Source organism: Mycobacterium ostraviense (assembly GCF_002705925.1).
Lineage (GTDB): Bacteria > Actinomycetota > Actinomycetes > Mycobacteriales > Mycobacteriaceae > Mycobacterium > Mycobacterium ostraviense.
Window position 1 is genome coordinate 1,953,067 of the sequence record NZ_NKRE01000001.1, and the last position, 23,366, is coordinate 1,976,432.

At 66.1% G+C, this 23,366-nt stretch carries 24 protein-coding genes and 2 pseudogenes; 10 read left to right on the top strand and 16 right to left on the bottom strand.

Features of this window, described 5'->3' with window-relative positions; all coding sequences use genetic code 11:
- The first annotated feature begins 4 nt into the window (after positions 1-4).
- From CDN38_RS33520 to CDN38_RS08785, 5 genes and pseudogenes are all read left to right on the top strand, one after another.
- Positions 5-907, top strand: a complete 903-nt coding sequence (locus CDN38_RS33520) for an LLM class F420-dependent oxidoreductase (RefSeq protein WP_099318905.1) — start codon at positions 5-7, stop codon at positions 905-907.
- Positions 908-1,120: 213 nt separating this feature from the next.
- Positions 1,121-2,116 (top strand): dTDP-glucose 4,6-dehydratase, encoded by a 996-nt coding sequence (rfbB, locus tag CDN38_RS08770; RefSeq protein ID WP_075510909.1) that lies wholly within the window; start codon positions 1,121-1,123, stop codon positions 2,114-2,116.
- A 1-nt stretch (position 2,117) separates the two neighbouring features.
- Positions 2,118-2,726: a dTDP-4-dehydrorhamnose 3,5-epimerase gene (gene rfbC / locus CDN38_RS08775; protein WP_075510908.1), complete on the top strand. Its 609-nt coding sequence runs from the start codon at positions 2,118-2,120 to the stop codon at positions 2,724-2,726.
- A gap of 91 nt (positions 2,727-2,817) precedes the next feature.
- Complete coding sequence (locus tag CDN38_RS08780; protein ID WP_075511016.1) at positions 2,818-3,315, top strand: lipoprotein LpqH; 498 nt, start codon at positions 2,818-2,820, stop codon at positions 3,313-3,315.
- A 30-nt stretch (positions 3,316-3,345) separates the two neighbouring features.
- Positions 3,346-3,651: pseudogene (locus CDN38_RS08785) on the top strand (FtsX-like permease family protein); the annotation flags it as partial.
- 367 nt (positions 3,652-4,018) lie between these two features.
- Here CDN38_RS08785 and CDN38_RS30595 read toward each other — a convergent pair.
- The 4 genes and pseudogenes from CDN38_RS30595 to CDN38_RS08805 form a co-directional block, all read right to left on the bottom strand.
- Positions 4,019-4,535 (bottom strand): annotated as a pseudogene (locus tag CDN38_RS30595) (PPE family protein); the annotation flags it as partial.
- 102 nt (positions 4,536-4,637) lie between these two features.
- Positions 4,638-5,219 carry a class I SAM-dependent methyltransferase gene (locus CDN38_RS08795; protein ID WP_075510905.1) on the bottom strand — a complete coding sequence of 194 codons (582 nt, stop codon included), beginning with the start codon at positions 5,217-5,219 and terminating at the stop codon, positions 4,638-4,640.
- A 31-nt stretch (positions 5,220-5,250) separates the two neighbouring features.
- Positions 5,251-5,853 (bottom strand): DUF4389 domain-containing protein, encoded by a 603-nt coding sequence (locus tag CDN38_RS08800; protein ID WP_075510904.1) that lies wholly within the window; start codon positions 5,851-5,853, stop codon positions 5,251-5,253.
- On the bottom strand, positions 5,850-7,040 hold the full coding sequence (locus CDN38_RS08805) for an FAD-dependent oxidoreductase (protein WP_233026817.1): 1,191 nt from the start codon (positions 7,038-7,040) through the stop codon (positions 5,850-5,852). The genes CDN38_RS08800 and CDN38_RS08805 overlap by 4 nt, the downstream gene beginning before the upstream one ends.
- 207 nt (positions 7,041-7,247) lie before the next feature.
- Here CDN38_RS08805 and CDN38_RS08810 point away from each other — a divergent pair, with 207 nt between their 5' ends.
- From CDN38_RS08810 to mmsB, 3 genes are read left to right on the top strand one after another with little or no spacing between them, the layout of a single operon-like run.
- Positions 7,248-8,768: a CoA-acylating methylmalonate-semialdehyde dehydrogenase gene (locus tag CDN38_RS08810; protein ID WP_075510903.1), complete on the top strand. Its 1,521-nt coding sequence runs from the start codon at positions 7,248-7,250 to the stop codon at positions 8,766-8,768.
- A gap of 6 nt (positions 8,769-8,774) precedes the next feature.
- Positions 8,775-9,947 (top strand): acyl-CoA dehydrogenase family protein, encoded by a 1,173-nt coding sequence (locus CDN38_RS08815; protein WP_099318906.1) that lies wholly within the window; start codon positions 8,775-8,777, stop codon positions 9,945-9,947.
- Positions 9,948-9,961: 14 nt separating this feature from the next.
- Positions 9,962-10,849: a 3-hydroxyisobutyrate dehydrogenase gene (mmsB, locus tag CDN38_RS08820; protein WP_267888264.1), complete on the top strand. Its 888-nt coding sequence runs from the start codon at positions 9,962-9,964 to the stop codon at positions 10,847-10,849.
- A gap of 1 nt (position 10,850) precedes the next feature.
- Here the strand turns inward: mmsB and CDN38_RS08825 are convergent, their stop codons facing one another.
- From CDN38_RS08825 to secY, 11 genes are all read right to left on the bottom strand, one after another.
- Positions 10,851-11,399 carry a TIGR03086 family metal-binding protein gene (locus CDN38_RS08825; protein ID WP_075510900.1) on the bottom strand — a complete coding sequence of 183 codons (549 nt, stop codon included), beginning with the start codon at positions 11,397-11,399 and terminating at the stop codon, positions 10,851-10,853.
- 31 nt (positions 11,400-11,430) lie between these two features.
- Positions 11,431-11,943, bottom strand: a complete 513-nt coding sequence (locus CDN38_RS08830) for a MarR family winged helix-turn-helix transcriptional regulator (RefSeq protein WP_075510899.1) — start codon at positions 11,941-11,943, stop codon at positions 11,431-11,433.
- Between the two features lie 47 nt (positions 11,944-11,990).
- Positions 11,991-12,998, bottom strand: a complete 1,008-nt coding sequence (locus CDN38_RS08835) for a pyridoxal phosphate-dependent aminotransferase (protein WP_075510898.1) — start codon at positions 12,996-12,998, stop codon at positions 11,991-11,993.
- Positions 12,998-14,017 (bottom strand): 3-oxoacyl-ACP synthase III family protein, encoded by a 1,020-nt coding sequence (locus tag CDN38_RS08840; RefSeq protein ID WP_099318907.1) that lies wholly within the window; start codon positions 14,015-14,017, stop codon positions 12,998-13,000. Before CDN38_RS08840 ends, CDN38_RS08835 begins: the two co-directional genes overlap by 1 nt.
- A gap of 5 nt (positions 14,018-14,022) precedes the next feature.
- Complete coding sequence (locus CDN38_RS08845) at positions 14,023-14,700, bottom strand: hypothetical protein (protein WP_075510896.1); 678 nt, start codon at positions 14,698-14,700, stop codon at positions 14,023-14,025.
- Positions 14,681-16,402 carry a thiamine pyrophosphate-binding protein gene (locus tag CDN38_RS08850; RefSeq protein WP_075510895.1) on the bottom strand — a complete coding sequence of 574 codons (1,722 nt, stop codon included), beginning with the start codon at positions 16,400-16,402 and terminating at the stop codon, positions 14,681-14,683. Before CDN38_RS08850 ends, CDN38_RS08845 begins: the two co-directional genes overlap by 20 nt.
- A 51-nt stretch (positions 16,403-16,453) precedes the next feature.
- Positions 16,454-17,218 (bottom strand): anti-sigma factor family protein, encoded by a 765-nt coding sequence (locus CDN38_RS08855; RefSeq protein WP_099319358.1) that lies wholly within the window; start codon positions 17,216-17,218, stop codon positions 16,454-16,456.
- A gap of 69 nt (positions 17,219-17,287) precedes the next feature.
- A complete protein-coding gene (locus tag CDN38_RS08860) occupies positions 17,288-17,833 on the bottom strand; it encodes a sigma-70 family RNA polymerase sigma factor (protein WP_082277140.1) in 546 nt (181 codons plus the stop codon).
- A gap of 52 nt (positions 17,834-17,885) precedes the next feature.
- Positions 17,886-18,686 carry a type I methionyl aminopeptidase gene (gene map / locus CDN38_RS08865; protein WP_075510893.1) on the bottom strand — a complete coding sequence of 267 codons (801 nt, stop codon included), beginning with the start codon at positions 18,684-18,686 and terminating at the stop codon, positions 17,886-17,888.
- 2 nt (positions 18,687-18,688) lie between these two features.
- Positions 18,689-19,234 carry an adenylate kinase gene (locus tag CDN38_RS08870; protein ID WP_075510892.1) on the bottom strand — a complete coding sequence of 182 codons (546 nt, stop codon included), beginning with the start codon at positions 19,232-19,234 and terminating at the stop codon, positions 18,689-18,691.
- Positions 19,231-20,556 (bottom strand): preprotein translocase subunit SecY, encoded by a 1,326-nt coding sequence (gene secY, locus CDN38_RS08875; protein WP_075511013.1) that lies wholly within the window; start codon positions 20,554-20,556, stop codon positions 19,231-19,233. The genes CDN38_RS08870 and secY overlap by 4 nt, the downstream gene beginning before the upstream one ends.
- Before the next feature lie 224 nt (positions 20,557-20,780).
- Between secY and CDN38_RS08880 the strand changes: the two genes are divergently transcribed.
- Positions 20,781-21,728 carry an SAM-dependent methyltransferase gene (locus CDN38_RS08880; protein WP_075510891.1) on the top strand — a complete coding sequence of 316 codons (948 nt, stop codon included), beginning with the start codon at positions 20,781-20,783 and terminating at the stop codon, positions 21,726-21,728.
- A 53-nt stretch (positions 21,729-21,781) separates the two neighbouring features.
- The gene (locus tag CDN38_RS08885; RefSeq protein WP_075510890.1) at positions 21,782-22,690 is read left to right on the top strand and encodes an SAM-dependent methyltransferase; all 909 of its coding nucleotides are present in this window, start codon (positions 21,782-21,784) and stop codon (positions 22,688-22,690) included.
- Between the two features lie 3 nt (positions 22,691-22,693).
- On the opposite strand, the gene CDN38_RS08890 is transcribed toward CDN38_RS08885, so the two are convergent.
- Positions 22,694-23,359 carry a GNAT family N-acetyltransferase gene (locus CDN38_RS08890; protein ID WP_075510889.1) on the bottom strand — a complete coding sequence of 222 codons (666 nt, stop codon included), beginning with the start codon at positions 23,357-23,359 and terminating at the stop codon, positions 22,694-22,696.
- Between the last annotated feature and the right edge of the window lie 7 nt (positions 23,360-23,366).

Consider the following 23,366-nt stretch of genomic DNA (forward strand, 5'->3'; position numbering starts at 1 on the left):
AGATGTGTATAAGAGACAGCCCAATGCCCCCAATGCCCCCAATGCTCCCAACGATGAAGCCCGTTCTGCCGCCGGCAAGCCGGACCTCGGCCGGTTCGGCTCGTTCGGATGGGGCGTAAACCCCCAGCAAGCCAAAGAAATCGAAGCCCTGGGCTACGGGGCAGTCTGGGTGGGCGGCTCGCCGCCCGCAGAGCTGGCCTGGGTGGAACCGATTCTCGAGGCGACGACCACCCTGCAGGTGGCCACCGGCATCGTCAACATCTGGTCAGCGGCCGCCAGGCCGGTCGCCGAGTCGTTCCATCGGATCGACAAGGCCTACCCGGGCCGTTTTCTGCTGGGTATCGGTGTCGGGCACCGCGAGGCGACCGCCGAGTACCGCAAGCCTTACGACGCGCTGGTGCGGTACCTGGACCAGCTGGACGAGTACGGCGTGCCGGCCCACCGACGCGTGGTGGCGGCCCTGGGTCCCCGAGTGCTCAGGCTGTCGGCCGAACGCAGCGCCGGGGCCCACCCCTACCTGACCACCCCCGAGCACACCGCGCAGGCCCGCGAACTGATCGGCCCGTCGGCGTTCCTGGCGCCCGAACACAAGGTGGTGCTGACCATAGACGCCGAGCAGGCCCGTTCGGTGGGCCGCACGGCCCTCGACATCTATTTCGACCTCGCCAATTACCGCAACAACTGGAAGCGGCTGGGCTTCAGCGACGACGACGTCGCCCGGCCGGGCAGCGATCGCCTGGTCGACGCGGTGGTCGCCTACGGCACCCCAGAGGCGATCGCGGCCCGGCTCAAGCAGCACCTCGACGCCGGCGCCGACCATGTCCCCGTTCAGGTCCTGACCAAAGGGGAGAACCTGGTCCCGGCGCTTGCCGAATTGGCCGGTCCACTCGGGCTCACCCGGTCCTGAAACGGGTGTAGAGGCCTGATGACCCGGGCAGTTTCCCTCCAGCCCGGCCTGGGCCGGTTCGGTGTCCGGTTACACCAGGGGCCGATGTCTGAACGAACATCTGCGGCCGGAGCCGGCCGTGGGGCGATCCGGGTGCCGCCAGACCGACGAGACATTATTGCCGGCACCGACCGAACTGGCCGGACCGCCGGGACTACCCGTTAGGGTTTGGCCATGCGGCTGCTCGTCACCGGTGGAGCGGGCTTCATCGGCGCCAACTTCGTGCACAGCACCGTGCGCGAACGTCCCGATGTTCAGGTCACGGTCCTCGATGCGTTTACTTACGCGGGCCGGCGTGATTCGCTGGCCGACGTCGCGGACGCGATCACACTGGTTGAAGGCGATATCACCGATACCGAGCTGGTTTCTCGGCTGGTGTCCCAGTCGGATGCGGTCGTGCATTTTGCCGCCGAAACCCACGTCGACAACGCGCTGGACAACCCCGAACCGTTCCTGCACACCAACGTGATCGGGACCTACACGATCTTGGAAGTGCTCCGGCGCCACGGCGTGCGGCTGCACCACATCTCCACCGACGAGGTTTACGGCGACTTGCCGCTCGACGACCCGCAGCGGTTCACCGAGTCCACGCCGTACAACCCGTCTAGTCCGTACTCGGCGTCCAAGGCGGCCGGTGACATGCTGGTCCGGGCCTGGGTGCGGTCCTACGGCGTACGCGCCACCATCTCCAACTGCTCCAACAACTACGGGCCGTATCAGCACGTCGAGAAGTTCATTCCGCGCCAGATCACCAATGTGCTCACCGGGCGGCGGCCCAAGCTCTACGGCAGCGGCGCCAACGTCCGCGACTGGATTCACGTCGACGACCACAACAGCGCGGTATGGCGAATCCTCGAAAAGGGCCAGATCGGCCGGACCTACCTGATCAGCGCCGAGGGCGAGCGCGACAATCTGACCGTGTTGCGCACCCTGTTGCGGATGATGGGCCGCGACCCCGATGATTTCGACCACGTCACCGACCGAGTCGGTCACGACCTGCGTTACGCCATAGACCCGTCCCCGCTCTACGACGAATTGGCCTGGGCGCCAAAGCACACCGATTTCGAAGAGGGATTGCGCACCACCATCGACTGGTATCGCGACAACGAAGCGTGGTGGCGGCCGCTGAAAGACGCCGCTGAGGCACGCTACGAGCAGCGCGGCCAGTGACATGAAGGTACGCGAACTCGACATCCCCGGCGCATGGGAGATCACCCCTATCATCCACGGCGATTCGCGCGGACTGTTCTTCGAATGGCTTACCGAACGCGGCTTCAGCGCTTTCGCGGGTCATCGTTTGGATGTCCGGCAAGCCAATTGCTCGGTATCGGCGGCCGGTGTCCTGCGCGGTCTGCATTTCGCCGAGTTGCCGCCGGGCCAGGCCAAGTATGTGACCTGCGTATCCGGCTCAGTGTTCGATGTCGTCGTCGATATCCGTTTAGGTTCACCGACATTCGGGCAATGGGACTCGGTGGTGCTCGACGACGCAGACCGCCGGTCGGTTTACATCTCCGAGGGCTTGGCGCATGGTTTCCTTGCGCTGCAAGATAATTCGACCGTGATGTATCTGTGCTCGGCGGAGTACAACCCGCAGCGCGAGCACACGATCTGCGCGACAGATCCATCGCTGGCCATCGACTGGCCGTTGGTCGACGGTGTGGCGGCGAGCCTCTCCGACCGCGACGCAGCTGCGCCCAGTCTCGACGAGGTGCGCGCCACGGGCGTGCTGCCGACCTGGGCAGCGACCCGGAAATTCATCGGCGCGCTGCGCGGCGAGTAATTCGCATCTGTACGCTGGCTGCGCCGCCATACATACTGCTTCAGAAGATCCGCCGGTATCGCGGATGCAGACCTATCCGAAGGAGAACTTGGTGAAGCGTGAGTTGCTGATCGCCGTCGGGGCGGCGACCATCGTCGCGGGTGTGGCGGGGTGCTCTGACAACAACAAGTCCGGGCCATCGTCCAGCTCCGCGACGTCGTCCAGCGCCGCCACGAGTTCGACGTCAGCGCCCGCGTCGAGCAGCACCCCGGCCGCGTCGGGAGAAACCAAGGTCATCATCGGCGGCCAGCCGCAAAACGTCAGCGGCCCGGTGGTGTGCTCGACGAATGCCGGTAGGTTCTCCATCGCCGTCGGCGACATGGCGACGGGAATCATCGTCGGCTTGGAGCCGGACGGCTCGGTGGTGCACAGCGCCGGCCTGGGCACTGTCGACGGCGTGGTCATGAGCTTCACCGAGGGTGTACCCGACGAGAACGCCAGCGCCACCAAGACCGGCAACAGCTACCACATCACCGGTGTGGCCAGCGGTGTCGACAATGCCGGTCAGCAGGTCCACAAGCCGTTCGAGGTCGACGTCACCTGCCCCTAGCAGGCACATCGGCTACCTCTATGCCGTCACCGGTCCGAAGCCGGGATGCTGCGGGCAATGGGCGGCAGTCGGCGGTTCACGGTGCAGATGGTGTTAGCCGAGGCGGCGGGCATCGGTGTTGTCGGTGGTGTCGCGGGGCTTGCGTTCGGACTGACCGACCAGTGGCTGTACAGCCTCGTCAGCGCAGACGTCATGAATTTCGGGGTCGGTTTCCGGCCGGGGCCCATGGCGCTCATTTTGACGATCGGCGCCGTGGCGGTCAGCCTGCTCGGCGCGTTGCCACCCGCAGCGCGGGCCTCGCGACTGAACATCATCGAAGCCGTCGGGCTCGAATAGTCTCGAACAGTCTCGAATGGTCAGAAACCAAGCGGAAGAAGCGCGGTAAACAAAGGTGCCAAGGGATCCGTGACAGGAAGTGCGAACGTGCTATTCAAGAACGGCAAGACCGGACTTTGGAAGGTGTTTACTGTTTGGCCGGGCGCACCCAGGCCCAAGCTCGGCTCAAATCCGGAAGTCAACGTATTAGTGAAGAGCGGACTCGAAATAACAAGTCCGACGAAATTATTGTCGGCAGGGTCAGCAAGAGCCGTGCTGGTGAACAAGCCGAAATTGGTGGTTTGACTCATCAAATCGGGGTCGCCGGCCACGGGATTGGTGACCGGGCTGAGCCCCAGTGCCCCGGCGAGCCGGCTTGCCAGGTCGTGCAGCGATTGCAGCCACGGTTCCAGCTGCGCTGCTGCCGCCGATGCACCGGCATGATAGCCCGCCATCGCGGCCACGTCTTGAGCCCACATCTGTTCGTAGTCGGCCTCGACGGCCGCGATCGACGGAGCGTTCTGCCCGAAGAAATTCGACAATATCAACTGTACCAACCCGTTTCGATTGGCCGTCACGGCCAGCGGATGGATCGTCGCCGCCCGCGCGGCCTCGAACGCCTCGGCCACTGCCTGCGCCTGCACGACCGCTCCCGTCGCCCGACCCGCCGCCGCGCTCAGCATCTCCGCATAGGGAGCCGCCGCGGCCGCCATGGCCGCCGACGCCGGGCCCTGCCACGCCTGGTCCAGCAGCCCCGACGTCACCGACGAAAACGACGCCGCCGCACCGGCCAATTCGTCTGCCAATCCATTCCAGGCCGCGGCGGCCGCCACCATGGGGGCCGAACCGGCACCCGAAAACAGCCGCGCCGAATTGACCTCGGGCGGCAACACCGAGAAATTCATCACCGGAGACCCCTTTGTTGACATATATCCCCCCGAGAATTACTTTCCATTTTGTACCTGGCCAACAGAAATGTTCAAGATGCCGACAATAAATTTGCGCCATTATCCGTCGACCAGGGTGGCGAATCCTTGCAGATGAGGTGTGCAGGGCGGCGGCACCAGAGTCCGGGGAATGCTGCGCAGTCCGCTGGTGTCGAATCCGGCCTTGGCAATGGCGTCGATCGTTCGGCGGTTCGGCTCGCAGCCGGACGCCAGCCGAGACCAGGGCCTGGCGATCAGGTCCTGGAACCGGCCCATCGTGCCCTCACCGCGAACGTGCTCGAGGACGACCAACCTGCCTGCGGGCACCAGCACCCGCCGGATTTCGGCGAGCGTGGCGGCCACGTCGTCGACCGAGCACAGCACCAGGCCGATGTGTACCGAGTCGAAACTGTTGTCCGGGAAAGGAATCGACTCACCGACCCCGTCGACCACGTCGACCGCGATGCGGTGGCGGCGCGCCAGCGCGGCAGCCATCCGCCGAAACGCCGCCACCGGCTCCACGGCGGCGACCGACGTCACCGCGGGCGGAACAAACCGCAAATCGGTTCCGGGACCGACACCGACCATCAGCAACCGGCCGGTCGCGTGGCTCATCGCCTCTCGTCGATACCGGTTGTAGAACGTCCGGTCGAAGAGCGGCATCCCGAATCGATATACGAACGGGAACAACGAATTACCGCGCGTCGCTACCACCTTGGTCCAGTCGGAACGGCGGATACTCGTCTCGCATCAACGAAACGTACACCGCCACCCGGTATCGCCACCGGACGATGCCCATCAGGAGGTCGAACATGCCCTGATGGATTGCTCCAGTGCACAGCAACCACACCGCGGAGACCACGCACAGCACCTGCAGCAGCGGCTCCATCGCCCAGCACAGCAGGATCTGCGGGAGTCCCAGCAGCCACCACTTCACCAGCACCCGCCATTTCGCCAGCCGCTGCGGATAAGCCACCTCGAGGTCACCCGGGTACTCGGGCCGAGACGCGAGCGTGAAGGGTGGGTATTTGTCGGTGCTGTTCATCGGGAATCGGTAGTTCATGACTCGCCAGGACCAGCGCAGCACTCCGACGTTGAAGTGGAAGATGCGGCGCGGATACCGTCCGGTGAATACGATCGCGACCCCGGCCGCGACGGTCAGCAGCGGATACACCGCGTAGAGCAGTATCAAAATCGGGTAGTGGGGGACGGCGAGCACGCACCACTTGAACAGCCAGAGCCAGCGCGAGGGCGTATCGATCGCACCTCGTACCCGTACCGGGTCGGCCGCGTTCATCGCACCACACACGCCGCGGCGGCCGGCACCGCGCCGAGGTCCTTGTTGATCTGCACGGACATCCGATGGTGGCTCGTCCTACTCAAGAACGTTGTCAGCGCCCAGGTGTGGAGCCTGTCGGAAATCATCGCCGCCGGCCTGAGTACGGACTCACGGTGCGACACCGGCAGTGACGCCACCCGCGACACCGCCACGAGCTTGCGGCGCCTGGTCTTCTCGTACCACCGCAGCGCGGCTGACACGTCGCTCGTGCCGAAGTCCCACAGCGCTTTGCGCAACACCATCGTGTCGAGCAGCGCCTGATTGGCCCCCTGCGCGAGGGTGGGCGGCATCGTGTGGGCGGCGTCGCCGAGCAACGTCACCGCGCCGCGACCCGGAGGCGGAAGGGGATGGCGGAAATGCGGGTAGGGCGAATGGGCCAGGTCGTCATCGGTCAGCGCCGCCAATACTTGATCGACCGAGCCGGACCATCCGGCGAACGTGGCACGGATCATCTCGATCGGACGTTGCGGCCTGATGAAGTCGTACGACCACGGCAGGTCGAACCACCACTGCACATCACAGCCCCCGGCGGGCCACAGCCCGGTGTTTCCGCGGTCGCCGATGATGACCTGCCCGACATGCTCGTCGGCGAGATCCGGCAGGTTGACCAGCCCCTGCCAGCTACACCAACCGGTCGGCTGCGCGTGCCGCGCGCCGACGATGTCTCTGATCGTCGAGTGCAGGCCGTCGGCGCCGATCACCAGATCCGCTCCGGCCGATGCGCCGTCCTGGAATTCGACCCGCACGCCGTCGTGGAAACCGGCCACCCCGACCACGCGGGCGCCATAGCAGATGCGTTCGGCCGGAAAGCCTTTCAGTAGCCGTTCCACCAGAATTCGGCGCGGGACCATCCGGACCGGCGCGCCGAGCCGGCGCACCATCGCGGCCACGTCCAGCGTGGCCAGCGGACGACCCGTGGACGTCAGTACCCTTACGGCAGAAAGCAATTGGCCGGCGCCGTCCATGTCGACGCCCAGCTGCTCCAGCACCGTAGCGCCGTTGGACCAGATGGTGACGGCGCCGCCACCTGCCTGCGCATCGGGCCGTCGTTCGAACACGGTGACGTCATGCCCGTCGCGCAGCAGCCCCCGTGCGATGGATAGACCGCCGACACCGGCCCCGACGACAACAATGCGAAGCCTCACCGAACCCCCCCTGCCCAGATTCGTCGGCGGCGCCCAAGAGTCATCAGCATGCGTCCGATCAACCGGTGAAATGCCCTCACTCCGAACGACGAATCCGCACGCAGTTCGGTTCACTCGGGGTGCCGAAGGCCGAGTTGCGACCCCCCGCCACGGGTTACTAGGATATGCAAGTATCGGACGCTTCGCCGCTAACCAACCAGGACAGCCATGACCACACAGATTTCGCATTTCATCGATGGCCAGCGCACCACCGGCCAGTCCGCCCGCACCGCCGATGTCTTCGACCCCAACACCGGCCAGGTCCAGGCGAAGGTGCCGATGGCCTGCCAAGCCGACGTCGACGCCGCGGTGGCATCGGCTGTCGAGGCCCAAAAGGGCTGGGCCGCATGGAATCCGCAACGTCGCGCCCGGGTGTTGATGCGGTTCATCGAGTTGGCCAACGACAACAACGACGAACTGGCCGAACTGCTGTCCCTCGAGCACGGCAAGACGCTGGCCGACGCGGCGGGCGACATTCAGCGCGGCATCGAGGTGATCGAGTTCTGCCTCGGGATCCCCCATCTGCTCAAGGGTGAGTACACCGAGGGCGCCGGTCCGGGCATCGACGTCTACTCGCTACGGCAGCCCCTCGGCGTCGTCGCCGGCATCACCCCGTTCAACTTCCCGGCGATGATCCCGCTGTGGAAGGCCGGTCCGGCCCTCGCCTGCGGAAATGCGTTCCTGCTCAAGCCGAGTGAGCGTGACCCGTCGGTGCCGGTACGGCTGGCCGAACTATTCGCCGAGGCCGGCTTGCCCTCCGGCGTGTTCCAGGTCGTGCACGGCGACAAGGAAGCCGTCGACGCCATCCTGAACCACCCCGACATCAAGGCGGTCGGCTTTGTCGGCAGCTCCGACATCGCCCAGTACATCTACGCCGGGGCCGCCGCCACCGGCAAGCGCTCGCAATGCTTCGGCGGCGCCAAGAACCACATGATCGTGATGCCCGACGCGGACCTCGATCAGGCGGTCGACGCGCTGATCGGCGCGGGCTACGGCAGCGCCGGCGAGCGCTGCATGGCGATCAGCGTCGCGGTCCCGGTCGGTGAGCACACCGCGGAACGGTTGCGCGCCCGGCTGATCGACCGGATCAACAACCTGCGGGTCGGCCACAGCCTGGACCCCAAGGCCGACTACGGCCCGCTGGTCACCGAGGCCGCGCTGACCCGGGTACGCGACTACATCAACCAAGGTGTGGCGGCCGGCGCCGAGATCGTCATCGACGGCCGCGAACGGGCCAGCGACGACCTGACTTTCGGTGATGCCAACTTGGAAGGCGGCTTCTTCATCGGGCCGACGTTGTTCGACCACGTCACCCCGGACATGTCGATCTACACCGACGAGATCTTCGGGCCGGTGCTGTGCATGGTCCGCGCCCACAACTACGAAGAAGCGCTAGCGCTTCCTTCTCAGCACGAATACGGCAACGGAGTGGCAATCTTCACCCGCGACGGCGACACCGCCCGCGACTTTGTCTCGCGAGTTCAGGTGGGCATGGTCGGCGTCAATGTTCCGATCCCGGTCCCGGTGGCCTATCACACCTTCGGCGGCTGGAAACGCTCCGGGTTCGGCGACCTCAACCAGCACGGCCCGACGTCGATCCAGTTCTACACCAAGGTCAAGACCGTCACCTCGCGCTGGCCGTCCGGCATCAAGGACGGTGCCGAATTCGTCATCCCGACGATGAAGTAACCACTCATGTTTACCCTCAACGACGACGAACGGGTGATCACCGAGACGGCGGCCGCATTCGCCGAAAAGCGCCTTGCCCCATACGCTCTGGAATGGGATGCCAGCAACCACTTCCCTGTCGACGTGCTGCGCGAGGCCGCCGAACTCGGGATGGCCGCAATCTACTGCCGCGACGACGTGGGCGGCAGCGGGCTGCGCCGGCTCGACGGGGTACGCATCTTCGAACAGTTGGCCATCGCCGACCCGGTCACCGCCGCGTTCCTGTCCATCCACAACATGTGCGCCTGGATGATCGACGGCTTCGGCACCGACGAACAACGCAAGGACTGGATTCCGCGGCTGGCCACGATGGACGCCATCGCCAGCTACTGCCTGACCGAGCCCGGCGCCGGCTCCGATGCCAGCGCTTTGAGCACCCGCGCCGTCAAACACGGTCCCGGAAAAAACGCAGACTATGTGCTCGACGGCGTGAAGCAATTCATTTCCGGCGCCGGAGCCTCGGATGTGTACGTGGTGATGGCCCGCACCGGCGCGGACGGCCCACGCGGCATATCGGCCTTTGTGATCGAAAAGGGCACTGCTGGAATGAGTTTCGGTGCGCTCGAAGAGAAGATGGGCTGGCATGCGCAACCGACAGCCCAGGTGATCCTCGACGGGGTCCGGGTACCCGCCGATGCCATGCTGGGTGGCGCCGACGGGGAAGGCGCCGGCTTCGGCATCGCGATGAACGGTCTCAACGGCGGCCGGCTGAACATCGCGGCGTGTTCGCTCGGCGGCGCGCAGGCCGCTTTCGACAAGGCGGGCGCCTATGTGCGCGAGCGACACGCGTTCGGCGCCAGCCTGCTGGACGAACCCACCGTCCGGTTTACCCTGGCCGACATGGCCACCGGGCTGGAAACGTCGCGAATGTTGTTGTGGCGAGCCGCGAGTGCACTCGATGCCGACACCGCCGACAAGGTCGAGCTGTGCGCGATGGCCAAGCGCTATGTCACCGACACCTGCTTCGAGGTGGCCGACAAGGCGCTGCAACTCCACGGCGGGTACGGCTACCTGCGCGAGTATGGTCTGGAGAAGATCGTCCGCGACCTGCGGGTGCATCGAATTCTGGAAGGGACCAACGAAATCATGCGGGTGGTCATCGGCCGGGCCGAGGCCGCCCGGTTTCGCGCCACCGTTTAGGAAGGCTGCACCACGTGACAGCGACGATCGCGTTCCTCGGGCTGGGGAATATGGGCGCGCCCATGTCGGCGAATCTGGTTGCCGCCGGCCACGTCGTGCGCGGCTATGACCCCGTGCCGGCAGCAGCGGCGGCCGCGGCCGCAACCGGCTGCACGGTGTTCGACAGCGCAGCCGCCGCGGTGGCCGAGGCCGGCGTGGTCATCACCATGCTGCCCAACGGCGACGTGGTCAAGCGCTGCTACGCCGAGGTGCTGCCCGCCGCGCAACCTGGTGCCCTATTCATCGACAGCTCAACGATCTCGGTCGCCGACGCCCGCGAGGTGCATGCGCTGACGGAGTCGCACGGCCTGGCCCAACTCGACGCTCCGGTGTCCGGTGGTGTCAAGGGTGCCGCGGCCGGGACGCTGGCGTTCATGGTCGGCGGCGACGCGGACGTCTTGGAGCGGGCCCGTCCGGTGCTGGAACCCATGGCGGGCAAGATCATTCACTGCGGTGCGGCCGGGGCTGGCCAGGCCGCCAAGCTGTGCAACAACATGGTGCTGGCGGTGCAGCAGATCGCGATCGGCGAGGCGTTCGTGCTGGCCGAGAAGCTCGGGCTGTCGGCCCAGTCCCTGTTCGACGTCATCACCGGCGCGACCGGCAACTGCTGGGCGGTGCACACCAACTGCCCGGTGCCGGGCCCAGTGCCGACATCGCCGGCCAACAATGACTTCAAGCCGGGCTTCGCGACGGCGTTGATGAACAAGGATTTGGGCTTGGCGATGGACGCGGTGACCGCCACCGGATCCGCCGCGCCGCTGGGCCGCCACGCCGCCGAGATCTATGCCGAGTTCATCGCGTCCGACGTCTCCCACGGCGCCTTGGACTTTAGCGCGGTGATCGAGATGCTGCGGGCCGGCTAGCTCACCGGACGTTTCGGCCCAGGAACGCGGCCAGCTGATCCGCGGGCGCGCGCTCGGATGAGCACGGCTGCTCCTCGGCGAAAGGCTTGCCCGGCCCCCGAAACTGTGGGCCCACAAACCCGCGCACGGCACCGAGCTGCTCGGTCGCCAACTCGGGGTCAAGCTCAGTGGATTGACCGGTAGCAGATGCGAGATCCCACGCATGGGTCAGCACATCGCTGGTACGCATCCCGATGAAAACTTGTCCGGGGATCTCCCCGAACGGCAACTTGAAAGTGGTCGACATTCCGCTCGGCGCAGCGAAGATCTCCTGGGCGGCAGCGGCCGCAGTCCGATGGGCCGCCAGGATGTCGTCGGGCCGTGCGGGCGGCTCGACCGGGTGTTGCGCCCATTGCCCGACGTGCTCGTTGCCGCTGATGACATGCTCAATCAGATCCCGCACGGTCCACTCCGAGCAGGGCGTCGGAGCGCGGTACTGGTCGGCACTGACGTTGGCGAGGACGCCGGCGAACGCGTCCTGAGCGCGCTGGTGAGCAACTAATGGGTCCACTGGCCTGCCTTTCTCTCGTTTCCAAACGGTGTCAGACGCTGAAGTCTCCGGCGTTGCGCCGCAACGTTTCGATGGCGGACACCAGCGCCTCCGACTCGCCGGCATCCATTCCGATGTCGGCGAAAACCTGCTCGTTGAGGGTCAAGGTGGCGTCCTCCACGGTGGCCCGCCCCAAGTCGGTGATCTGCACCAACGTGGTCCGCCCGTCGGTAGGGTGCGGTACCCGGTGCACCAGCCCGTCGGCCTCCAGCCGACGAATCGCGTGCGTGACGCTGGTGACATGAACCTGAAGGCGGTCGGAGGCCTTGGTGATCGGCAACGCTCCGGTACGGCTGAACGCCAATAACCGCAGCAACTCGAAACGCGAGAAACTCAGATCGTAGGGGCGCAGGGCAGTCTCGACTCGGGCCAGCAGGATCTGGTGGGCACGCATCACCGACGTCACCGCGACCATGCCCGGCGCCACCTCACTCCACCCGGCTTTCTCCCAGTTGGCCCGGGCCACGGCGATCGGGTCGGGTCGGTCCGGTCGTGATGCGGCCACGCCCTTTCTTACCGCACCGGCGGGGTCATCGGGTCGACACGCGAGATTCACGCCGCAGATTTTCCCACCGCGGACAACACCGCCAGAGTTGACGCACGGCTGCCCACGGTTATCCGCGCGCCGCCGTCCGGGTACAACCGCACCCGCAGGCCCGCCCGGACGAAAACGTCATGCCACAACCGACCCCTCGACGGCAGGTACATGAAGTTCGCGTGCGCATCGGTGGTGGCTATCCCCATGGCGCTCAATTGCCGCCGCAGGTAACGCCGTTCGGCCGTAATCAGCCGAACCCGGTGCAGCAACTGGTCTTCGGCTTCATAGGAGGCCGCGACCGCAAGCAAGCCGGTGCCGGCTATGCCGAACGGAAGCTGCTGGGCCCACAACGCTGCGGCCAGTTCCGCTGCGGCCAGGCCGTAACCGATCCGCAACCCGGCCAGCCCGTAGGCCTTGGAAAAGGTCCGCACCACCAGCACGTTGGGGAAACGAGCAAGCAACGCCGAAACGTCGAATCGATGCTCGGGCGCGGCGAATTCGACGTACGCCTCGTCGAGCAGCACCACGGTGTCAGGCGGCACCCGGCTCAGGAACCGCACCACCGCCGGCACCGGCTCCAGCGTGCCGGTCGGATTGTGCGGCCGGCACAACACCACCACTTGGGCGTGCGCAGCGGCGTCGGCCAGCACCCCCAGATCGTGATGACCGTAGTCGTCGAGGGGGACGGTCACCACCGTCAATCCCGCCAACTGCGCGACGATCGGATATCCGTCGAAGGTCGGCGCGGCAGTCACGATCGCGTCCCCGGGAACTGTCACCGCCCGCAGGGCCTGCATCACCACGCCGGTGGCACCCGCTCCCAGCACCACCCGGTCGGCGGGCATGCCGATATGGCCGGCAATCAAGTCGCGCAGGCGTTCCGGCTGAAACTCCGGATACCGGTTCACCGCGTCGATCGAGCGGATCAGCGCCGAGCGGACCGCGGGCAGCGGTGGGAACGGGTTCTCGTTGAGCGACAACGCACCAGGGTCGATCGCGTTCGGGCTGGTGACGGTGGGCATCAGGGCCGCCCGCCCCAGCGCACCGCCGCAGCCCCGGCGAAATCGCCGGCGTGCGCGAACCCTGCCATCATGACCGTGTCGCCGGTCGCCACCCGCCCGGTCGAGATGGCCCGATCCAGGTTGACCGGAATCCCCGCGCCGAACAGGTTTCCGCACGCATCGAAGGTGTCCAGGTGCCGTTCGGCGGGCAGTTCCAGTGCCTCTCGCCAGTTGCGCAGAAACACCCTGTTGGGCTGGTTGGTGACCAGCAGGTCAATGTCTTTGGACGGCAAGTCAATCCGATCGCAGACTGCCAGCGCCACTTCCGGGACCTGCCGGTTGCCGCGGGCCAGCACCTTGGTGATCCTGCTTTCGGTGAATCCGATGCAGAGCTCGCCGGTTCCGGGCTGCCACCACTTGCGCGGCGGGTCGGGGGCAAGCGTCATCTCGCCGGCGTATTCGCCGTAGGTGCGGCATTCGATGCCGAGAATCGGCGACCGGTCGGACAGCGTGACCAAGCCCACCGCGGCCCCGTCGCCCGGCACCGCCGCCTGCGCCTTCCTACGGACTCCGGGTTGATCGAACACCTGGCCGGCCGAATTTTGCGCGATCGCGATCAACGCCGTGCGTCCCGCGCCCGAGGCCAGCAGTTGGCGAGCCACGTTGAGCGCCAACACAAAGACCGCGCACCCGCCGTTGTGCAAGTCCAACACCCATGAGGGCCGCATGCCCAGGCGATGGGCGATCCCGCCGCCGGCCCCGTAGAACGGCACGTCTGGGGCCTGAGTATGGGTGATCAGCACGTCGACCGTCTCGATCACCTCCTCGCCGTGGCGTTCGATCAACCCTCGCGCCGCACGCTCGACCATGTCGACGGCGGTCTCGTCCGGCGCGACGTAATGGCGGGACGCCGGCGCCCGGAACATCAGGCTGTCACGCAGGTCGTCGGACTCGGCGAATTGCGCGTAGTAATCCGCGCCGATCGGCTCGCCGGGCAGATAGCTGGAAACGTCGAGGAGACTGACGGGTTGGCTCACCATGCATCTCACCTCATCCAGACGGGTACGACGGGTAGGCCATTGCGGTGCCGGTATTCCGCGATGGCCTTGAGGTTTTTCAGTTCCAGCAGATGGCCCGCACCGAACATGTCCCAGAAATCTCCTACCCAGACCGAGCGGTCGGCCGGCGCGGTCTCCGGGTAGGGGTTGTGATCGTAGAACGGGTGGTGGCAATTCGTCCATAGCACAACCGAACCCGGTCTGTCCAGCACCACCTGCGCGTCGACGACGCGCATCAGGTAGACCATCCACAGATGCTTGCCCTGATCCCAGGCGCAGTGGTAATCCACCGTCCGGGCCTGCTCGTTGGCGATGGTGCGGGTGTAAATCCTGGTCTGCGATCCGAGCTGGTCGTAGGCCAGCCACAGGCCCGGTTCGTCGGTCGGTGTGAAGCCGCGCAGGCTGTACGTCCACTCCTCGAGGCTGCGGGTGTCGGCCATATAGGCGAACAGCTCGTCCGGGGGACAATTGATGAAATCGTTGACGGTGCAGTACTCCCCGAAAACCTGATCATGCGGATACACCGATCGCATCATCTCCATGATGATCGGGGTGGCCTTCTCCCGAGGGCTGGTTTCGATACGGATCAGCCCGTCGATGGGTGCCACGGCGCCGGTACGGGCGTGGGTGTGGGCCAAGATATCGTCAAGCGCTGGCAGCGACATCGGTACGGTTCTCCTTCGCGGTGGTTCCAATGAGAAACGGTGCAAACGGCGGAATTTCGTCGGCAGCGCATTCGACACTGACCACTGCCGGCCCGTCGGCATCCAATGCGGTACGCAATGCGGTGGCTAACCGGCCGACGTCGGTGACGTCGACAGACGTCAGGCCCGGAAACATCGCCGCCAGGCCAGATCCCAGCCGGCTGTGGCGAAATCTGTTGTAGCTGTGGCGATCTCCATAGAACAGCTGCTCGCGGGTCACACACATGGCATGGGCATTGTTGTTGAACAAGACGAACGTCATCGGAAGCCGGTACTGAACGGCGGTATGCACCTCCATGCCGTGCATGAAAAACGCTCCGTCCCCGGCGATCACCACGGTGCGTCCGGCGGGCCGTCCAGTGTTGGCGCGCCCCAAGGCCATTCCGATGCCGGCCCCGAAACTGTAGCCCATGCCGCCCATGCCGAGCGCGACAGCGAACCTGCCGCCGCGGCGGGCCGACAGGTAGTGGATCGCGGCCGCGCCGGTGTTGCCGGCGTCGACCACGATGTCGGTGCCGTCGGGCAGCTCATCGTTGAGCACGGCCATGGCATCGCGGTACCGCACGCCCGCCCCCGTCCAGGACGGCGGCCGCAGCTCGGCGCGCCGCACCAGGTCAGGCACCCGCAGCCCGGTGGGCCGCCCGGATCCCGAGAGCGCCTGGGTGAGGATGCGAAGTGAGCCGCGCAGGTCGTCGGTGTGCACATGGGTGCACGGAAGGTAGGGCGGCGCTGAACCGATCGACACCGTTCGCACCGCGGCCAGTGCGTCTTCCAGGCCGGCGCGGGCGGTCACGGGCAATCGGGTGCCGACGACGAGGCACACCGCGCTGCCGGCCACCGCTTCGGCCACGTTCGGGTGCCCCATGACTCCGGTCACCCCCAGTGCCGACGACGATCCGAGGCCCGGTGTCCCGGCGACATCCTTGGCCTCCGGCACGGTCGCCACCCGGGCCCGCAACGCTGCTCGCAGCTGTTCGAGCTCCATTCGGGCGTTGTCGCGCGCGACCTGCGCGCCCACGATGATCGTGACCGGGCCGTTCGCGCGGCGCAGTAGCTGAGCTATGGGATACGGGTTGCCGATGGGCCGCACGTCCCCCGGCGGCCGGCTGTGCTCTTCGATCGCCACGTATCCTTGCTGAATGTCTTTGGGCAGCAACAACACTGCCGGACCGCCGGTGCGCGCCGCGGCGATGGCACGCGGCAAGGCCGAGGCGATGTCCGCCGGCGCGAGCACCCGTTGGCACGATAGCGACACCGCCGAGAACACCGCTTGGGCATCCAGCGATCCGTTGCGCCCGCTGGTGTCCTGAAAGGCGCCCCGGCCGTCCAGGGCGGTGGCGGATTGGCCGACCAGTGCGAGCACCGGAACCCGGCTGGCCAGCGCCTCCCCCAATCCCGCGACGAGATTGAGTGCGCCGCCGCCGGAAGTCGTTGCCACCACTCCTAACCCAGATCCCAGCCCGGCTCCGCTGCGGCTGTAGCCGTCAGCCATTGCGGCGGCGGAGAATTCGTGCTTGGCCAGGACGGCGCACAGCGACGGGTGGAAATGGGCGGCGTCGTAGAGATCCTCGATGTTGGCTCCGTCCACGCCGAAGACGTGGTCTACTCCGATCGCCGCGAGGTGGTCCACGATGTGGTCGACCACCCGGTGCTGCCTGGGCATGTTGGTAACACGACCCGCGGCGAATTTCAGTTCACCGCGGGCCGGGCGAATTCAGAGCGAACGCTGCAGCAGCACCTGGCCGGTATCGGCGGAAACCACTTGCACGGCGGCGATCCGATCAACCGGAGTCGAGATGCTGCCGGCTGGTGTCGCGGTGTGGCCGGGTTCGGCCACCCACGTCGCCAGCCGGGTTTGGCTGCCGTCACGACCGACCACGACCATCGCCAGTGTGTCGTGGGGCGCATCCGGTGGAGCCAGGCAAACACACCGCAGGTTGATGAACGTTCCCCAGTGCTCGGGGCGTAGCGACACCGTCGAAGCCAACAGGGTGGTCCCGACCTGTGCCATCGGTTGCGCCGACACGGCCGGCGGCTGCGGGGATCCGGAATAGCCCTGGACACCAATCAGCACAGCGATTCCCAACACCACGGCAGCGGCGGCCGAAGCCACCCACGTCGTCAGCCGGGCGCGGCGGCGGCGCCAGCGCACCGTTGCCAGCAACGACGGCAACAACTGCGGCGAGAGCTGCGGCGCAGCCGGCGGACCGCCTGCGGCCGGGCCGGACTCGTTCATCGCTGCCACCTCCTCGCGGTCGAGCTGCGAAAGCAATGCGGGCACACCGGAGAGTTCGGCGACGGCCTGCCGGCAGGCGGGGCACCCGCTCATGTGCGCTTCGTATTCGCGGCGATCGGTCGCCGATAGCGACCCCAATACGTAAGCGGCGTCCCACATCCCATAGGGGTGGTGGTGACCGGTCGTCAGGTCATACCCCTCGTTGTCACCGCGAGGGCCAAGCCCCCTAAGCGACGTGACCATGTCATCCATCTCCTGTCACCCCCAAGTATTCGGAGCGGACGGCCGCCCAGATGAGTCCGTGAACAGTCGTCATCGCGTCACCCCAAGTTCCTGCAAACCGAGCCGCAGTGCCCGCACCGCGTAGTGAAGTCGCGACTTGACGGTCCCTTCGGCGATTCCCAGGTCGCCGGCAATCTGCGCGGTGGTAAATCCACGATAGTAGGACCGCTCGATCACGGCCCGGTGCTCGTGGGACAGGTGAGCCATCGCCTCGGCGATCAGCAACCGGTCCAGCGCCGCGTTCACCTCGTCGGGCACGGACTGCTCGGGTGCGCCCGATTCGTCGGTGGAGCCGACGACATTGCGCGACCGTGCGCTGCGCCGATCGTCGATGATCATGTTGCGCGCGACAGTGAACAACCACGCCCGCGCCGACCGCTCGGTATCACCTATCACTTCCGGGTGCTGCCACGCCCGCAACAATGTCTCCTGCACGACGTCCTCGGCCTGGCTCGCGTCGCCGGTCAACCGCAACGCATAACGCCACAACACCGCGGCATGCTCGTCGTAGAGCGCCTTCATCAGCGCGGCCTCGGTAGCCCCGGACGCCGCCCGAGTGCCGGCCACCCGACCCACTCGATCACCTCCCGCTTCTGACACGAGTCGAGTAGGTGTTTGGTTCAGCCGTCTAACCAAAGGTCAGGATTCGGGGCCCATCCTCGGTTACCGCAACTGTGTGCTCCCAGTGTGCCGCACGCGATCCGTCGGCAGTAGTGACCGTCCAGTTGTCGTCGAGCACCACGGTCCTGCCGGTGCCAAGAGTCAGCATCGGTTCGATGGCCAGGACCGAGCCCGCGACCAGCACCGGCCCGCGCCCGGGAGCGCCTTCATTGGGCAAGAATGGATCCATGTGCATCTGCCGGCCGATCCCGTGGCCGCCGTACCCGTCGACGATTCCGAACGAACGGCCGTAGCGGGTCTCGGCGCTACGGGTACCCCGCTCGATGGCATGCGAGACGTCGGTCAGCCGATTACCGACCACCATCGCCTTGATTCCGGCCTCCAGTGAGGCCAGGGTCGCTTCCGACAGGGCTTCGTCGGCCGGACTGAGCGGTCCGACTCCGAAGGTTATTGCCGCGTCGCCGTGCCAGCCGTCCAGGACCGCTCCGCAGTCGACCGAAACCAGGTCGCCGGCGGCCAGGATTTCGGCGGCGGACGGAATGCCGTGGACCACCCGGTCATTGACCGAGACGCAGATCGACGCCGGGTAGCCGTGATAGCCCAGGAACGACGGGGTAGCACCGGCTTCGCGGATCACCGTCTCGGCGATGTCGTCGAGGCTCAGGCTCGACACCCCGGCGACTGCCGCCGCGCGGACGGCTCGCAGGGCCGCAGCCACGACGGAGCCCGCCGCGGCCATCGCGTCAAGCTCGCCGGCGGTGCGTTGTGGCACGACTTTGCGGCCCCGCAACCGTGCCAGGGCACGCATGGCTACTTCCCCAGGGCCTGCAACGCGCGAGCGAACACTTCGTCCATGGTGCCAACCGCGTCGACGGTCTTGAGTTGGCTGCTGTAGTACTCCAGCAGCGGCGCGGTCTCGTCGCGGTACACCTTCATCCGGTTGAGGATCACCTCGTCGGTGTCGTCGGCGCGGCCACGGCCTTTGAGCCGCTCCAGCAACACCTCCTCCGACACCCGGAACTCCAGCACGGCATCGATGTCGGTCCCCCGGCGTTCGAGCATCTCGTGCAGCGCCTTGGCCTGTTCCACCGAGCGTGGGTATCCGTCCAGGATGAATCCGTTGGCCGCGTCGGGGTTGTTCAATCGATCGTCGACGAGTTCGTTGGTCAGATCGGACGGCACCAGGTCACCGGCGCTCAGGTACCGCTTGGCCTCGATGCCCAGCTTGGTGCCGTCTTCGATGTTTCGCCGGAACAGCTCGCCGGTGGAGATCTGCGGGATCCCCAGCTTTTCGGCCAGCTTTTGGGCTTGCGTCCCCTTGCCCGCCCCGGGCGGTCCCAGCAAAACGACTCTCACTTGAGGAACCCTTCGTAGTTGCGCTGCATGAGCTGACTCTCGATCTGTTTGACCGTATCCAAACCGACGCCGATCATGATCAGAACCGCGGTACCCCCGAAGGGTAGGTTCTGAACTCCGCCGCTGGCGCCGATCTGCAGGAACAGATTGGGCAACACGGCGATCACGCCAAGATAGATCGAACCCGGCAGGGTAATCCGGCTCAGCACATAACGCAGATAATCAGCGGTCGGGCGGCCCGGACGAATGCCTGGAATGAAGCCGCCGAACTTTTTCATCTCATCGGCACGCTCGTCGGGATTGAACGTGATCGACACATAGAAATAGGTGAAGAAGATGATCAGGCCGAAGTAGATGGCGATATAGCCGATGTTGCTGGGGTCGGACAGGTAGGTGGCGACGAACTTGTCCCACCAGCCACGGCCGAGACCCCCGGTGCCGCTGCGGACCAGCTGAGTGATCAGGTGCGGAATGTAGATCAGCGACGAAGCAAAGATGACCGGGATGACGCCGGCCTGGTTGACCTTGAGCGGCAGATACGTCGACGTTCCGCCGTACATCCGCCGGCCCACCATCCGTTTGGCGTATTGCACCGGGATGCGGCGCTGGCCCTGCTCGACGAAAACCACGCCGACGATGATGATCAGCGTGGCCACGCAGACCGCGGCGAAGACCGCGCCGCCGCGGCTTTCCAGGATGTCATGTCCTTCGGGATAAATGCGGGCGGCAATGCCGACGAAGATCAGCAGCGACATGCCGTTGCCGATGCCGCGTTCGGTGATCAACTCGCCCATCCACATCACCAGCGCCGCGCCACTGGTCATCACCAGCACGATGACGACCAGGGTGAATATGCTGTCGTCGGCGATGATTTTCTCGCGGCAGCCTTGCAGCAGCTGGTCGTTGGCCGCCAGCGCCACGATGCTGGTGGCCTGCAGAATCGCCAGCGCGATCGCCAGATAACGGGTGTACTGCGTCATCTTGGCCTGACCGGACTGGCCTTCCTTACGCAGTTCCTCGAACCTGGGGATGACGACGGTCAGCAGCTGCACGATGATGCTGGCGGTGATGTAGGGCATCACCCCGACCGCGAACACCGTGAGCTTGAGCAGCGCGCCGCCGGAGAACAGGTTGATCAGCGAGTAGATCTGTCCAGCTTCGCCGCTGCTGGCCTGTTTGATGCACTGCTGAACGTGCGGAAAGTCGACGCCCGGAGACGGCAGTGAGGCGCCGACCCGGTACAGCACCACGATGCCCAGCGTGAAGAGGATCTTCCGTCTCAGGTCGACCGTACGCAGCGATGAGATGAAAGCCGAAAGCACTACTTCCTCCTGCGCAGCGGGGGTCATCCTGCATTACGCGCCCAACACTCGCAGGCCAGGACGTACGGCCGCATTATCTACAGCGCGTCAAACCGTTACGAGATTAACAGCTGATGTGTGCGGGACTTGCCAGGGTGGCCGTGGCGGCGCCGGGTGAGGCGTACAGTCTTGGTAGTTCGTTATATTTGCTAAATATCAATGAGAGGCCGGCGGAGGGCAAACGGATGACGCAATTAGGTAGCGCGCGCTTCGAGGGCGACACCTGGGATTTGGCTTCTAGCGTGGGTTTGACGGCCACCATGGTGGCGGCCGCACGCGCGGCGGCCTGCCGGGACGCCACCGGCGCCGGAGCCATTGCCAGCGACCACTTCGCCGAGCCGCTGGTCAAAGCGGTCGGCGTCGACTTCTTCAGCCGCGTCGCCAGTGGCGAGCTGAGTACCGCCGACCTCGATGACGACACGGCCGACGGCATCCAGCACTTCGCCAACGCTATGACCGTGCGCACCAGGTTCTTCGACGACTTCTTCGGCGACGCAACCCGGGTCGGCATCCGCCGAGCCGTCATCCTGGCATCCGGTCTGGATTCCCGCGCTTACCGGCTGCCCTGGCCGGCCGGTGCCACCGTGTTCGAAGTCGACCAGCCGCGGGTGATCGAGTTCAAGACCGCGACGCTGGCCGGTCTGGGTGCCCAGCCAACGGCCGATCGGCGCCCGGTAGCGGTCGACTTGCGTGACGACTGGCCGGCGGCATTGCGCGAAGCCGGCTTCGACCCGGCCCAGCCAACTGCCTGGTCCGCAGAAGGGCTGCTGGGTTACCTGCCGGCGCAGGCCCAGGACCGGCTGCTGGATCAGGTCACCGCCCACAGCGCACCGGGCAGCCGGTTCGCCACCGAGGGTCTGCTCGACGTCAACGATCTGAACCGAGAAGAGCTGCGACGGCGCATGCGGCGCCAGAATGAGCGGTGGAATCGCCACGGCTTCGATCTCGACATGGCGGCTCTGCTGTATTTCGACGAGCGCACCGACGCGGGCACGTATCTGGCCGCCCATGGTTGGCGGATCACCGGGGTGAGCAACACCGAGCTGTTCGCCCGACATGGACTGCCGCCCGTCGACGGCGACGACGCGCCCTTCGGCGAGGTGGTCTACCTCTCAGCCGAATTCGGGGGCTGAGGCCACACTGTCTTGGCAGTCCTGCACATCGACGCGAGCTGAAACTGAAAAACATGGCAATCGACTCATCCCGATCCCCCGGCGACAGCTGGGATTTGGCATCCAGCGTCGGCGCCACCGCGACGATGGTCGCCGCCGCCCGCGCGCTGGCGTCCGTGGCGGCCGACCCGATCATCGACGACCCGTTTGCCGCACCGCTGGTGCGCGCGGTCGGCCTCGACTTCTTCGCTCGCCTGGTCGACGGCGGCATACCCCGTGACGAGGAATCCGACCGCGAATTGCAGGTCATCACGGAGTCGATCGCGGTGCGCACCCGATTCTTCGACGAATACTTCCGCCATGCCGCCCGCGACGGGCTTCGGCAATGCGTCATTTTGGCTGCCGGCCTCGACGCCCGGGCCTACCGGTTGTCCTGGCCGGGTGACAATGTGGTCTACGAAGTCGATCAGCCCGCGGTTGTCGAGTTCAAGAGCAGCACCATGTCGGCACTGGGCGCCGTCCCCGCGGCACGGCGCCGAACGGTCAGCATCGACCTACGCGACGACTGGCCGAATGCCCTGCGTCACAAGGGATTCGACGGCACGAAACCGACGGCCTGGAGCGCGGAGGGCCTGCTGATGTACCTTCCGCCCGACGCCCAGGACCGGCTGTTCGACAACATCACCGAGCTGAGCGCGCCCGGAAGCAGGCTGGCCACCGAGTACCATCCCGACGCCGGATCGACGATGGCGCAGCGTGCCCAGGAGTTCAACCAGCGGTGGGCCACCTTGGGCTGCGATATCGACTTGTCGGGACTGTTCTACGACGGCGAGCGCAGCAACGTCGTGGAGTACCTGACCGGCCGGGGCTGGCAGGTGGGCACCCGGCCACGCCGAGAGTTGTTCACCGATTACGGTCGCGTCTTACCCGACGACGACATGTCGCAGCTCGGCGACATCGTTGCCGTCACCGCAACGCGTTAACCACTAGGCCGGATGGGCCGCCGGCGCGCGGACGACCATGGGAACGGCCGGGAACGCCCACGCCATCTCCGACCGGGACTTGCGCAATGCCGCTGTGCCGTAACCCTTCTTACGGTGCTCGGGGTGTATCCAGATCCGGACGTCTACCTCGCCGTGGACGAGTTCGCCGAACACCATGCCGACCTTCTGCCCGGAATCGACGGCGACGAACCAGGCGGCCTCCTCGTCGTCGACTCTGCTCAGCGCTGCGTTGATCTCGTCATCGAGATTGCCGGCGGGCCCGCCGGACCCGTCGCCGGCCGCACCCATTTCCTCGGTGCGTGCGGCGAAGATGTCGCGGTCTTCGTCGGCGCAGAAGGGCCGCAGCTCCAGGCTCTCGCCGAAGCTCGCGGGACGATCTTTCGCGGCAAAAGTCAGCTGTTGGTTCAGGTCTTCGAGTTCGGCCAGGATCTGCTTGCGAGCATCCTGGGTGAGCTGGTCGAAGGACATGCTCATCACCGCTTCGGCGGCCACATGCGAGGTGCCCAGCAGCGTCACGATCGCCTCGACCGCGGCCGCTTTGTTCTCGGCCTCGACGATGGCGTCGGCGACCTCGTGCCGACGTTCAAGTGCGGCGTACAAGGCATCTGCGATCTCGCGGCGGACGGCAGTCTGGTCGTGGTCTGTCATTGCATAA

Excerpts from the sequence above, each read along its gene's own strand:
- CDN38_RS08850 (WP_075510895.1), bottom strand. The coding sequence starts at position 16,402 with ATGCCCAGGCAGCACCGGGTGGTCGACCACATCGTGGACCACCTCGCG.
- CDN38_RS08845 (WP_075510896.1), bottom strand. The coding sequence starts at position 14,700 with ATGTCGCTGCCAGCGCTTGACGATATCTTGGCCCACACCCACGCCCGT.
- CDN38_RS08815 (WP_099318906.1), top strand. The coding sequence starts at position 8,775 with ATGTTTACCCTCAACGACGACGAACGGGTGATCACCGAGACGGCGGCC.
- CDN38_RS08800 (WP_075510904.1), bottom strand. The coding sequence starts at position 5,853 with ATGAACGCGGCCGACCCGGTACGGGTACGAGGTGCGATCGATACGCCC.
- CDN38_RS08890 (WP_075510889.1), bottom strand. The coding sequence starts at position 23,359 with ATGACAGACCACGACCAGACTGCCGTCCGCCGCGAGATCGCAGATGCC.
- rfbC (WP_075510908.1), top strand. The coding sequence starts at position 2,118 with ATGAAGGTACGCGAACTCGACATCCCCGGCGCATGGGAGATCACCCCT.
- CDN38_RS08840 (WP_099318907.1), bottom strand. The coding sequence starts at position 14,017 with ATGGTGAGCCAACCCGTCAGTCTCCTCGACGTTTCCAGCTATCTGCCC.
- map (WP_075510893.1), bottom strand. The coding sequence starts at position 18,686 with ATGCGTGCCCTGGCACGGTTGCGGGGCCGCAAAGTCGTGCCACAACGC.
- CDN38_RS08855 (WP_099319358.1), bottom strand. The coding sequence starts at position 17,218 with ATGGTCACGTCGCTTAGGGGGCTTGGCCCTCGCGGTGACAACGAGGGG.
- CDN38_RS08880 (WP_075510891.1), top strand. The coding sequence starts at position 20,781 with ATGACGCAATTAGGTAGCGCGCGCTTCGAGGGCGACACCTGGGATTTG.
- rfbB (WP_075510909.1), top strand. The coding sequence starts at position 1,121 with ATGCGGCTGCTCGTCACCGGTGGAGCGGGCTTCATCGGCGCCAACTTC.
- CDN38_RS08795 (WP_075510905.1), bottom strand. The coding sequence starts at position 5,219 with ATGCCGCTCTTCGACCGGACGTTCTACAACCGGTATCGACGAGAGGCG.
- CDN38_RS08810 (WP_075510903.1), top strand. The coding sequence starts at position 7,248 with ATGACCACACAGATTTCGCATTTCATCGATGGCCAGCGCACCACCGGC.
- CDN38_RS08885 (WP_075510890.1), top strand. The coding sequence starts at position 21,782 with ATGGCAATCGACTCATCCCGATCCCCCGGCGACAGCTGGGATTTGGCA.
- CDN38_RS08835 (WP_075510898.1), bottom strand. The coding sequence starts at position 12,998 with ATGCCCACCGTCACCAGCCCGAACGCGATCGACCCTGGTGCGTTGTCG.